The organism is Streptococcus sp. FDAARGOS_256, assembly GCF_002289235.2.
Lineage (GTDB): Bacteria > Bacillota > Bacilli > Lactobacillales > Streptococcaceae > Streptococcus.
In genome coordinates this window covers 1,231,577-1,244,371 of the sequence record NZ_NTGM02000001.1, presented here as the reverse complement: position 1 = coordinate 1,244,371, position 12,795 = coordinate 1,231,577, and the positions used below count along the sequence as shown (strand labels likewise).

The following is a 12,795-nucleotide window of genomic DNA, read 5'->3' as shown; positions in this document are numbered from 1 at the left end:
ATGAATAAAATAGATTTTGTTGTTACTTGGGTTGATGGGAATGATCCTGTGTGGCAAGAAAAAAAATCAAGCTATGATGGCTCGGTTAATACTTCTAAACAGAGTATGAATTCAGTCAAGGCTTACCGAGAATGGGGGACCTTTAAATATTGGTTTAGAGGAGTTGAAAAATTTGCTCCTTGGGTCAATAAGGTCTACCTCGTGACCGACCAGCAAAAGCCAAGCTGGTTAGATATAAATAGTGAAAAATTGGTGTTGGTAGATCATACAGAGATTATCTGTAATGACTACCTGCCAGTTTTTTCTGCCAATCCTATCGAAAGTAACATCCATCGAATCCCTGGTCTCTCAGAGCATTTTGTTTTTTTTAATGACGATATGTATTTGACAGCTCCAGTTGAGCCGACAGATTTTTTCTCAGAGGATGGTTTACCCAAATATAATACGGCTCTTTCACCGATTATTCCTGAGCGATATGGAACGGGGAATTTTCAGATAAATGACATGGAGATTGTCACTAGCTATTTCAGTCGAAATGAAATTTTGAAGAATGGCCAATTCTTTGATCCAAAGCAGGGATTAAAAAGTATCGTTAAGTCGCTACTATACAGAAATAGTCAGTTTATCTGTGGTTTCTGGGAGAGTCATCTGCCCTATCCTCTACTAAGATCAACGATGAACTTGGTATGGGAAAAGGAAAAAGCTGTCTTGGAAAGAACCTCGGCTAGTCGCTTTAGAAATCCTTCTGATACCAATGTTTGGCTCTTTAAGTATTGGCAGATTGCCAGTGGTAAATACGCTATCGGAAATCCTAAGTTGGGAGGACTCTTTTCTTTGGATAATGCCGGACCAGATTTTTGGAAGATACTAAATTCTGGCAAATACCAAATTATGTGTATCAATGATGGATTTAACATTCAAGACGAGGAGCAGGTGATGACAGACTTTATCAAGGCTATGGATCAACTGCTTCCAGATAGAAGTTCATTTGAGATTTAAACTGTAAAACTAAGTAAGAGAAAGAAAAGAAAATATGATTTCGGTAATTGTGCCTGTTTATAATGTGGAGGACTACCTTCATTATGCCATGGAGAGTTTGGAACATCAGACTTACAAGGATATGGAAGTCCTCTTGATTGATGACGGCTCGAGTGATGGCTCAGGACACTTGTGTGACCAGTATGCCCAGCAATATGATTGGGTGACTAGCTACCATAAGGTCAACGGTGGCTTGTCTGATGCTCGGAACTATGGGGTCTTGAAAGCCAAGGGTGACTGGATTACTTTCCTAGATCCAGACGACTATCTGGAACCCTGCGCCTTGGAACTGCTAGCAGAGCTACAAAGTCGTACCCAAGCAGATATGGTGAGTGGCAAAGTAGAGCCAACAGCTCACTATCATCGTTTTCAAAATTTTCACTTGGATCAGCTTGATTTAGACCAAGTTAAGGTCTATGACAAGGCAAAGGCTCTGACTGAGATGCTTTATGGAGACCTTGTAACGGTCTCTGCTTGTGGGAAACTCTATCGGAAAGAACTTCTTGAGAAAGCTCCCTTCCCCAAGGGGCGCATCTACGAAGACCTCTATGTTATCAGTGAGCATCTCAACCAAGCCCAATCCGTGGCCTTGTACCATCTTCCGATTTACCATTATTACCATAGACCTGGTAGCATTACTGCCTCGGCTTTCACGCCAAAACAATACGAGTTTTACGAAGCAATTGATCATTTAAAAGAGGTTGTGAATGCAACCTATCCTGAGAGTTCAGAACTCCAAGAAGCTATCATTTCACGCTTCTTTACAGGAAGTCTTCTTATCTTTACGATGATTAAGGATGGGGATTCGGTAGAATTCAAGAGACTTCAGGAGAAAACCAGGCCTTATTTGCCTCTTGTCTTGAAGAATGCTAGAGTTAGCAAGAAACGTAGGATCCTCTATGTTTTAATTACTAAGTATCCGCGGCTCTATTATCAATTTAAAAAGTTAAAAAAATCCTAAGTAAGAGTTAGGGATGAAAGAAGAAAAGGAAAAAGAAAATGTTAAAGTTAGAACGTGATAAATTGCTAATTGCAGCAGTTTTAATAGTGGTTGTCTCCATAGATATGATCAATACGTCTATGTTAGCTCCTGTTTTACCTAATATTCCTAATGTAGTTCCTTTTTTTGCGGTCCTGTTACTTGCTATGCGATTTGCTTATATTCATCACTACTCTATAAGCTATCTCATCTTTGCACCAATTCTTCTTTTTGCTGGGGGCATGGTTTACTATAAGACTGGGAACCTTAATGCATTGATGTATATGTTTCTGCTTGTCTTTCTTTACAAGGCTGAGATGGAAAGTGTACTTAAAATATACTCTGTTGTAGCCTTGTTTTTTATTGTATTGATAGTGTTCTTGGCTGTGATTGGTGCTATTCCAAACTTGCAATTTGTCCAATCACGATCTGCGGGAGTCGTTGTTCGAAATTCATTTGGCTTTATTTATCCAACTGATTTTGCTTCTCACTGTTTTTATCTATATACAGCTATATCGTATATCTTTAGAAAGAAATTCATTGTTTTACGGACTGCCTTAGGATTTGGTCTGGCTTATTTCATTATTCGATATTGCGATGCGAGGCTTAATGCCGCTTCTATTACTGTAATGGCGCTCATTTTTCTGTACTTTTATTTCCGAAATGATAAACAGCGACGGCTTTTTGCTTTACTTCCTTTATCGGCTGGTATAGCGTCTTCAGTAATGATTTATCTCTCTTCTAAATTTACCTGGTCTCATCCAATGTATGTGGCTCTAAACAATTTTTTTAGTATGAGATTACACCTAGGACATGAGGCACTAAAAAAATATGCAGTGCAGTGGTTTGGGATTCGGGGCATATCATTTGTCGGTTATGGGGGGCGTACAGAATCCGTTTTGAGCTACGACTATGTAGACTCTTCCTACGTTCAGATGCTCTTTACCTATGGGATGATTCCAGTTCTCTTATTGGTCGTGTTATACATAGTTAGGTCTTGGTCACTTTATCGCAAAAAGAATTATTTGCTATTGACGGCCTTATCCTTAATAGCAGTCAACTGTATGTTTGAGGCCTTCTGGGTTCGCCCGTCTTATAATATTTTTATGTTTACTCTATTTGCAACCTTGCCAGTTATTGAATTTGAATCGAAGAAATCTACAACGAGGAACTCCTTGTGAAAGTATTAAAAAATTATTTATATAATCTTTCTTATCAGCTGTTAGTAATCGTTTTACCAGTCATTACTACACCCTATATTACTCGGGTTTTCTCATCCAATGACTTAGGTTCCTATGGGTACTACAACTCAATAGTAACTTACTTTATACTCTTAGCGACACTTGGGGTGGCCAATTATGGGACAAAGGAAATTTCCGGCCATCGTAAGGAAGTCGAAAAGACCTTCTGGGGTATTTACAGTTTACAAGTCCTTTCAACCTGTTTAGCGGTTACGCTTTATATAGTTGTCTGCTTGCTTGTGCCGTCGATGAACAATCCAATTGCTTATATACTTGGCTTTAGTTTGCTGTCTCGTGGTTTTGATATTTCTTGGCTTTTTCAAGGGTTAGAAGATTTCAAAAAAATCACAGCTCGTAACACAATGGTCAAACTTCTAGGTGTTGTTTCGATATTCCTATTTGTTAAGAAACCATCCGACTTGTACTTGTATATCATCCTCTTGGTTGCCTATGATCTACTAGGTCAGTTGAGTATGTGGCTTCCTGCTCGGGAGCACATTCGCAAGCCGCATTTGGATATAGCCTATGCCAAAGAGCATATTAAACCAGTCATTCTCTTGTTTCTGCCACAGATTGCCATTTCACTCTACATCACGCTAGATCGCACCATGTTGGGTGCCTTGTCTTCGACCAAGGATGTCGGGATCTATGATCAAGCCTTGAAATTATTGAATATTTTGTTGACTTTGGTAACGTCGCTTGGTAGTGTTATGTTGCCTCGGGTCTCCAATCTCCTCTCATCAGGCAATCAAAAGGCGGTTAACAAGTTACATGAAATGTCTTTCTTAGTGTATAACTTAGTTATCTTCCCGATGATTGCGGGGATTTTGATTGTTAACAAAGATTTTGTTAATTTTTTCCTGGGGCAAGACTTCCAAGATGCTCGCTATGCGATTGCCATCATGGCCTTTAGAATGTTCTTTATTGGCTGGACCAATATCATGGGAATTCAAATCTTGATTCCTCACAATAAGAATCGTGAATTTATGCTATCAACAACTATTCCAGCTGTTTTTAGTGTGGGCTTGAATCTCCTCTTAATCCCGCCTCTGGGCTATATTGGAGCTTCAATTGTATCTGTTGCGACTGAAGGTTTGGTCTGGCTGATTCAACTCTACTTTACACGTTCGTATCTAAAAGAGGTCAAGATTCTACCATCCATGCTAAAAATACTTCTAGCAGCACTACTGATGTACGGCGCCCTGTATTCTGCACAAGCTTTCATGCACTTCTCGTCTGTTGTGAATGTCTTGATTTATGCTGCCCTTGGCTTCCTAGTCTATGGTGGCTTGATTTTGCTCTTACGTGTCTTGGATTTTCAAGAACTAAAAAGTGTTTTAAAGAAATAAGGAGATTTTATGTACGATTATTTGATTGTCGGTGCTGGCTTGTCAGGTGCAATCTTTGCCTACGAAGCTAACAAACGTGGCAAGAAGGTGAAGGTGATTGACAAACGTGACCACATCGGTGGAAATATCTATTGCCAATCTGTTGAAGGAATCAATGTCCACAAGTATGGGGCTCATATCTTCCATACATCCAATAAAAAGGTCTGGGACTATGTCAATCAGTTTGCAGAGTTTAACAATTACATCAATTCCCCTATCGCCAACTATCAAGGGCATCTTTACAATCTGCCTTTTAATATGAACACTTTCTACGCCTTGTGGGGAACAAAGACACCTCAAGAAGTCAAGGACAAGATTGCTGAGCAGACGACTCACATGCAAGATGTTGAGCCAAAAAACTTAGAGGAACAAGCTATTAAGTTGATTGGTACGGATGTCTATGAAAAGCTCATCAAGGGCTATACTGAGAAACAATGGGGACGTTCCGCTACTGAGCTGCCACCTTTTATCATCAAGCGTTTGCCAGTTCGATTGACCTATGATAACAATTATTTCAATGACCGTTACCAAGGAATTCCTATTGGTGGTTACAATGTCATCATCGAAAAGTTGTTGGAAGGAATTGAAGTAGAGCTTAATACAGATTTCTTTGCTGATCGGGAGAGCTTGGAGGCTTCAGCAACTAAGATTGTCTTCACAGGGATGATTGATCAATTCTTTGACTACAAGTTTGGTGAACTAGAGTATCGCAGTCTTCGTTTTGAACATGAGGTTCTGGAGCAAGAAAATTATCAAGGAAATGCCGTAGTCAACTATACTGAACGTGATATTCCCTATACGCGAATCATCGAACACAAACATTTTGAGTTTGGGACTCAAGCCAAGACCGTTATTACTCGTGAATATCCAGCAGATTGGAAAAGAGGAGATGAACCTTACTATCCAATCAATGATGCCAAAAACAATGCAATTTATGAGCAGTATCTAGCAGAAGCTGAGAAAAATGGGCGCGTTATTTTCTGTGGGCGCTTGGCAGATTATAAATACTATGATATGCACGTGACTGTTGAACGTGCATTGGATGTGGTAGAAGAAGAACTAGGGAGTATCTAAGAACATCACGGATAAAGGGGAGAAAAGGTGAAATATTATCTGAAGGATTCATTTCTGCATAATGCACACGAAAAGAATGCAGGGAGTAAGGCACGAAATGACGTGGAAACTATTCTAATCTCAGAGGGTTATGAGGGGTTGGAGCTCAAGGTTGAGAATTGGTATAAGATGAATTTCTTTAAAGCTCAACAACACAAATATCGTGCGACCAAGTCTGTGTTTGATCAGTTGGAAGCTGGAGATGAATTGGTGATTCAGTTCCCTATTATCCACCATACATTTTTCATCTCACAACTCATCAAGCAGGCGCAAAAAAGAGGAGTTAAATTCTATCTTTTGATTCATGATATTGAAACCTTGCGTCATGCAGCAGGTTCAGAAGTGAAATTTCGTCATAAAGTGAGAAATTACTTCCAAGAGAAGAAAGCTCTAACGTCAGTGGATGGGATTATCGTTCATAATGATATCATGAAAAATGTTTTAGCCGGTCAAGGATTTCCGTCTGATAAAATGGTAAGTCTAGAGATTTTTGATTATTTGATTCCAGACTTCCAAGAAAAAACTCTTCCTCAAAAAGATCAACCTATCATAGTTGCTGGGAATTTGAATTTGACTAAATCAGGCTATCTTTATAATTTGCCAGAACAGCCAGCCTATAACTTGTACGGAGTGGGTTACGATGAAAGTCGTGCATTGAAAAACACGACCTACTTTGGTTCCTTTATGCCAGATGACCTCCCGGCTACTCTTGAAGGTAGTTTTGGTTTGGTGTGGGATGGTGATAGTTCAGAAACTTGCCAAGGTTCTTACGGAAATTACCTACGTTTTAACAATTCTCACAAGGCTTCTCTTTATTTGGCGTCAGGTTTCCCACTAGTAGTGTGGAAGGAATCGGCTCTGTCCCACTTTGTACTGGACAAACAGTGTGGGGTAGCAGTTGATTCTTTACATGACCTCCAAAAGGCACTAGACGATTTGACTGATCAAGATTACATGGAACTTTCAGAACAAGCTAGGAAAGTTGGAGCTGCTCTTCGAGACGGAGCCTATTTAAAAGCTGCCTTATCCAAATTGAAGTAAATTCCTTAGGGAATTTGGGACAAAATGAAATATAATATAGGATAGGTAATTAGCCAGAAAGGAAGCCTATTATGAAAGGTATTATTCTTGCGGGTGGTTCGGGAACGCGCCTGTACCCACTTACTCGAGCTGCGTCAAAACAGCTGATGCCGGTTTATGATAAACCCATGATTTACTATCCTTTGTCAACCTTGATGTTGGCTGGGATTAAGGACATTTTGATCATCTCAACACCACAGGATTTACCCCGTTTTAAGGACCTGCTCTTGGATGGCTCCGAATTTGGGATCAAGCTTTCCTATGCGGAACAGCCTAGTCCCGATGGACTTGCTCAGGCTTTTCTTATCGGTGAAGAATTTATCGGTGACGATAGTGTTGCATTGATCTTGGGGGATAATATCTATCATGGACCTGGTTTGAGCAGAATGCTTCAAAAGGCAGCTAAGAAAGAGAAGGGTGCGACTGTTTTTGGCTACCAAGTGAAGGATCCAGAGCGTTTTGGTGTGGTCGAGTTTGATACAGACATGAATGCTATTTCCATAGAAGAAAAACCGGAGAATGCTCGCTCTAACTATGCAGTGACCGGTCTTTATTTCTATGACAATGACGTTGTGGAGATTGCCAAACAGATAAAACCGAGTGCTCGTGGAGAGTTGGAAATCACAGATGTTAACAATGCTTATTTGAAACGAGGGGATTTGTCAGTTGAAGTTATGGGACGTGGTTTTGCCTGGTTGGATACAGGGACGCATGAGAGCTTGTTAGAGGCTTCCCAATATATCGAAACGGTTCAACGAATGCAAAATGTTCAGGTTGCCAATCTGGAAGAAATTGCCTACCGAATGGGTTATATCAGCCGCGAAGATGTGCTGAAGCTGGCGCAACCTCTCAAGAAGAATGAATACGGGCAATACTTGCTTCGTTTGATTGGAGAAATCTAGATGACAGATAATTTTTTCGGCAAAACACTTGCAGTGCACAAGATTGATGCCATTCCAGGTTTGTTAGAGTTCGACATTCCGGTTCATGGTGACAATCGTGGCTGGTTTAAGGAAAATTTTCAGAAAGAAAAGATGCTACCGCTTGGTTTTCCTGAAAGCTTCTTTGCTGAAGGAAAACTGCAAAACAATGTCAGCTTTTCTCGCAAAAATGTTCTTCGAGGTCTCCATGCTGAACCTTGGGACAAGTATATCTCAGTAGCAGATGGTGGCAAGGTTCTGGGTTCTTGGGTTGACCTACGTGAAGGTGAGACTTTTGGAAATGTTTATCAGACCGAGATTGATGCAAGTAAGGGAATCTTTGTCCCTCGTGGCGTAGCCAATGGCTTCCAAGTCCTCTCGGATACAGTTTCTTATAGCTATCTGGTCAATGACTACTGGGCACTTGAACTCAAGCCTAAATATGCTTTTGTCAACTATGCAGACCCAGCTTTGGGCATTGAGTGGGAAAACCTAGCAGAAGCAGAAGTTTCGGAAGCAGATAAACATCATCCACTGCTTAAGGATGTCAAACCACTAAGAAAAGAAGATTTGTAAAAAATTAGGGAATAAAAATGACTGAATACAAAAATATCATCGTGACAGGTGGGGCTGGTTTTATCGGTTCTAACTTTGTTCATTATGTCTATAACAACTTCCCAGATGTCCATGTGACAGTGCTGGACAAACTGACTTATGCGGGGAATCGTGCCAATATTGAAGAAATTTTAGGCGACCGAGTTGAGTTGGTTGTTGGAGATATTGCTGATGCAGCCTTGGTCGATAAGCTGGCAGCTGAGGCGGATGCTATTGTTCACTATGCGGCTGAAAGTCACAATGACAACTCACTTAATGACCCGAGTCCATTCATCCACACCAACTTCATCGGGACTTACACTCTTTTGGAAGCAGCTCGTAAATACGACCTTCGTTTCCACCATGTGTCAACTGACGAAGTCTATGGGGACCTGCCTCTACGTGAAGATTTACCAGGTCATGGGGAAGGCCCAGGTGAGAAGTTTACAGCTGAAACCAAGTACAATCCAAGCTCGCCTTATTCATCAACTAAAGCAGCTTCAGATCTGATTGTCAAAGCTTGGGTGCGCTCATTTGGTGTTAAAGCGACTATTTCGAACTGTTCAAACAACTATGGTCCTTACCAACATATCGAGAAGTTTATTCCGCGCCAGATCACCAATATCTTGAGTGGTATCAAGCCAAAACTCTATGGTGAAGGTAAGAATGTCCGTGACTGGATTCACACCAATGACCATTCATCAGGTGTTTGGACGATTCTAACCAAAGGTCAAATCGGGGAAACCTACTTGATTGGTGCGGATGGTGAGAAGAACAATAAGGAAGTCCTAGAACTCATCCTCAAGGAAATGGGGCAACCAGCTGATGCTTATGACCATGTGACGGACCGAGCTGGTCACGACCTTCGTTATGCTATCGACGCTAGCAAGCTTCGTGATGAACTAGGGTGGAAGCCAGAGTTTACCAACTTTGAAGCAGGTCTCAGAGAGACCATCAAGTGGTACACAGACAACCAAGACTGGTGGAAATCTGAAAAAGAAGCCGTCGAGGCTAACTATGCCAAGACGCAACAAGTGATTAACTAAATGCATACTAAAAAGCAAGAGACTTTGAGTTCTCTTGCTTTTTATGTATGTCGTAATCTGTTATTTTCTTACTTCTTGTTTATAAAACTCTTTAAGGGCATCTTGCCAGGTTGGAATGACGAAACCTGTCGCCTTTGCTTTTGTCAAGCTCATGGTTGAATTGAGAGGTCGTTTGGCCTTGGCAGGAAACTTGCTGGAGTCTACTGGTACTACTTCGACATCACTGTCTTTAAGAATCTCGACAGCAAAGTCATACCAAGTGGTGTCTTCAGCTGCGTCATTTGATAAGTGGTAGTAGCCAAATGCTTTTTGATTTTCAGTCAAGTAGGTCATAAACTCAGCCAGGGTACGTGTCCAAGTTGGGCGGCCGTGTTGGTCGTTGACAACAGTGAGAGTTTTATGGGTTTTGGCAAGATTTTGCATGGTAAAGACAAAGTTTTTGCCATAATTTCCAAAGACCCAAGCAGTACGGATGATATAATGCTGTGACGTAAGGTTTTCAACAAGTTCCTCACCCATTCTCTTGGTACGTCCGTACTCTGTTTGCGGATCAGGTAGGTCATCGACTTCCCATTCTTGTCCGACGGGTTTCTTCCCATCAAAGACGTAGTCTGTTGAGATATAGACCAGAGTAGCTCCGTATTTCTCAGAGGCCTTGGCTACATTTTCAGTTCCAGTTACGTTGATGGCAAAATCCAGTTCTTTTCCCTCATCTTCTGCCACATCAACAGCAGTATAAGCTGCACAATGATAGACCAGAGTTGGATTAACCTCGGCAAAGACTTTCTCAACCATTTCAGCATTAGTGATATCCATTTCGGCCACATCCACTGCAACATAGTCCACATTTCGTTCATCTAGTAAATAACGTAGTTCGGTACCGAGTTGACCATTTGCACCTGTAATTAATATCATTGTCTTCTCCTTAACTTTTCTTCTATCTAATCATAGCAAAAAAATGATAAAAAATCTGATTTTCGGCCCTTGTTTTGATGGTTTAAGATATAAAAATATAGTATTAGAGAATCATAATTTTATAATAGAAAACATATTTTTCAGAATTTACCAAATTAATTCAAAAATTCTGAAAATTATATTGACATGTTTCTGAAAAGGGACTATAATGGGGTGAAAGTTTTAAAGGAGAAAACAATGAAAAGTTCAAAACTACTTGCCCTTGCGGGTGTGACGTTATTGGCAGCTGCGACTCTTGCGGCCTGCTCTGGATCAAGTTCAAATGCCAAAGGCGAGAAAACATTCTCATACATTTACGAAACGGATCCTGATAACCTAAACTATTTGACAACTGGTAAGGCAGCTACAGCAAATATTACTAGTAACGTTATCGATGGCTTGCTTGAAAATGACCGCTATGGTAACTTTGTACCATCTATGGCTGAGGATTGGTCTGTATCTAAGGATGGATTGACTTACACGTATACACTCCGAAAGGATGCAAAATGGTATACATCTGAAGGTGAGGAGTATGCAGAAGTTAAAGCTCAAGACTTTGTAACTGGTCTTAAGTATGCTGCTGATAAGAAATCAGATGGTCTTTACCTGGTTCAAGAATCTATCAAGGGATTGGATGCTTACGTCAAAGGAGAAATTACAGATTTTTCTCAAGTAGGAATCAAAGCTCTTGATGATTATACCGTTCAATACACATTGAACAAGCCAGAAAGTTTCTGGAATTCTAAGACAACAATGGGTGTTCTGGCTCCTGTTAATGAAGAATTTTTGAACTCTAAAGGGGATGACTTTGCTAAAGGTACAGACCCAAGCAGTATTCTCTATAATGGACCATTCTTACTCAAATCAATCGTAGCCAAATCATCAGTCGAGTTCGAAAAGAATCCAAACTATTGGGATAAAGACAATGTCCATCTTGATAAAGTGAAATTATCCTTCTGGGATGGTCAAGATACTAATAAGCCAACTGAAGCTTTCAAAGACGGTAGCTTTACAATGGCTCGCCTCTTCCCAACAAGTGCTAGTTACTCAGAGACTGAAAAAACATTCAAAGACAATATCGTTTATACCCAACAAGATTCTACTACTTATTTAGTAGGCACAAATATCGATCGTCAGTCTTATAAGTACACTTCTAAGACAACAGATGAGGAAAAAGCATCAACCAAGAAGGCCCTTTTGAATAAGGACTTCCGTCAAGCTATTGCATTTGGTTTTGACAGAACAGCTTATGCTTCTCAAGTAAATGGTGCAAGTGGAGCTACTAAACTGCTTCGTAACTTATTTGTTCCTCCTACATTTGTACAGGCAGATGGGAAAAACTTTGGGGAATTAGTTAAGGAAAAATTGGTGACCTATGGAGATGAGTGGAGTAACGTAAACTTGGATGATGCCCAAGATGGACTCTACAATCCTGACAAAGCCAAAGCAGAATTCGCTAAAGCTAAGACAGCCCTTCAAGCGGAAGGTGTGAAATTCCCAATCCACTTGGATATGCCTGTAGATCAAACAAATACAACAAAAGTTCAACGTGTTCAATCTTTTAAACAGTCAGTTGAAGAAAATCTAGGATCAGATAATGTGGTTATCGACATCCAACAGCTCCAAAAAGATGATGTTCAAAACATTACCTACTTCGCTGAAACTGCGGCTGGAGAAGACTGGGATATCTCAGATAACGTGGGTTGGTCTCCAGACTATATCGATCCATCTACTTATCTTGATATTATCAAGCCTTCTGTAGGGGAAAATACAAAGACTTACCTAGGATTTGACTCAGGAACAAACAACGCTGCCGCTAAGCAAGTTGGTTTAGAAGATTACGAAAAAATGGTTGTGGAAGCTGGGGAAGAAACTACTGACGTTTCAAAACGTTATGAAAAATATGCTGCTGCTCAAGCTTGGTTGACAGACAGTGCCTTGCTCATTCCAACAACTTCTCAAACTGGTCGTCCAATGTTGTCTAAGATGGTACCATTTACACTTCCATTTGCATACTCTGGTAACAAGGGTATGAGTGAAGCCCTTTTGTACAAATATCTAGAAGTACAAGATAAGGCAGTGACAACAGAAGAATACCAAAAAGCTCAAGAAAAATGGTTGAAAGAAAAAGAAGAGTCAAATAAAAAGGCCCAAGAAGAACTCGCAAACCATGTGAAATAACTTTAAAAAAGTAAAGGATTTAGCCATCGATATGATGGTTAAGTCCTTTTTTATCTTTGTATAAGTCCCTGAATGATGAGGGATAGATTTTTTCAGAAAAGAGAAAATTTTAGTGAATTTTACCTATTTCCTATTGCTTTCTGCCTTTTTATTTGTTATATTAAAAGTACAATTATTTTTTATTTATAACAGTTAAGCTTAGCACTTTCAGAGAAAGGAGTATTTTTTAAAAAAGAAATGTAAACGCTTACTGGAAAATGA

General features: G+C 40.2%; 11 protein-coding genes. 10 read left to right on the top strand and 1 reads right to left on the bottom strand.

Annotated elements, in window-relative coordinates:
• The 9 genes from A6J84_RS06225 to rfbB all read left to right on the top strand — a co-directional run bounded on the left by A6J84_RS06225 (position 1) and on the right by rfbB (position 9,399).
• Positions 1-999: a Stealth CR1 domain-containing protein gene (locus A6J84_RS06225; RefSeq protein WP_001033091.1), complete on the top strand. Its 999-nt coding sequence runs from the start codon at positions 1-3 to the stop codon at positions 997-999.
• Positions 1,000-1,033: 34 nt separating this feature from the next.
• Positions 1,034-1,999 (top strand): glycosyltransferase family 2 protein, encoded by a 966-nt coding sequence (locus A6J84_RS06220; protein WP_084849938.1) that lies wholly within the window; start codon positions 1,034-1,036, stop codon positions 1,997-1,999.
• Between the two features lie 38 nt (positions 2,000-2,037).
• Positions 2,038-3,198: a hypothetical protein gene (locus A6J84_RS06215; protein WP_000915512.1), complete on the top strand. Its 1,161-nt coding sequence runs from the start codon at positions 2,038-2,040 to the stop codon at positions 3,196-3,198.
• The gene (locus A6J84_RS06210) at positions 3,195-4,607 is read left to right on the top strand and encodes a flippase (protein ID WP_049520848.1); all 1,413 of its coding nucleotides are present in this window, start codon (positions 3,195-3,197) and stop codon (positions 4,605-4,607) included. The genes A6J84_RS06215 and A6J84_RS06210 overlap by 4 nt, the downstream gene beginning before the upstream one ends.
• A gap of 9 nt (positions 4,608-4,616) precedes the next feature.
• Positions 4,617-5,720, top strand: coding sequence for a UDP-galactopyranose mutase (glf, locus tag A6J84_RS06205; RefSeq protein WP_095726263.1), 1,104 nt, complete (start codon positions 4,617-4,619; stop codon positions 5,718-5,720).
• A 27-nt stretch (positions 5,721-5,747) separates the two neighbouring features.
• Complete coding sequence (locus A6J84_RS06200; protein ID WP_095726262.1) at positions 5,748-6,800, top strand: galactofuranosyltransferase; 1,053 nt, start codon at positions 5,748-5,750, stop codon at positions 6,798-6,800.
• A 71-nt stretch (positions 6,801-6,871) separates the two neighbouring features.
• Positions 6,872-7,741, top strand: coding sequence for a glucose-1-phosphate thymidylyltransferase RfbA (gene rfbA, locus A6J84_RS06195; protein WP_095726261.1), 870 nt, complete (start codon positions 6,872-6,874; stop codon positions 7,739-7,741).
• Positions 7,742-8,335, top strand: coding sequence for a dTDP-4-dehydrorhamnose 3,5-epimerase family protein (locus A6J84_RS06190; RefSeq protein ID WP_049519433.1), 594 nt, complete (start codon positions 7,742-7,744; stop codon positions 8,333-8,335).
• A 17-nt stretch (positions 8,336-8,352) separates the two neighbouring features.
• Positions 8,353-9,399: a dTDP-glucose 4,6-dehydratase gene (gene rfbB, locus A6J84_RS06185; protein ID WP_095726260.1), complete on the top strand. Its 1,047-nt coding sequence runs from the start codon at positions 8,353-8,355 to the stop codon at positions 9,397-9,399.
• A gap of 60 nt (positions 9,400-9,459) precedes the next feature.
• Here rfbB and rfbD read toward each other — a convergent pair whose 3' ends face one another.
• On the bottom strand, positions 9,460-10,314 hold the full coding sequence (gene rfbD / locus A6J84_RS06180; protein ID WP_095726259.1) for a dTDP-4-dehydrorhamnose reductase: 855 nt from the start codon (positions 10,312-10,314) through the stop codon (positions 9,460-9,462).
• Between the two features lie 237 nt (positions 10,315-10,551).
• Between rfbD and A6J84_RS06175 the strand changes: the two genes are divergently transcribed.
• A complete protein-coding gene (locus tag A6J84_RS06175) occupies positions 10,552-12,534 on the top strand; it encodes a peptide ABC transporter substrate-binding protein (protein WP_095726258.1) in 1,983 nt (660 codons plus the stop codon).
• Positions 12,535-12,795: the final 261 nt, after the last annotated feature.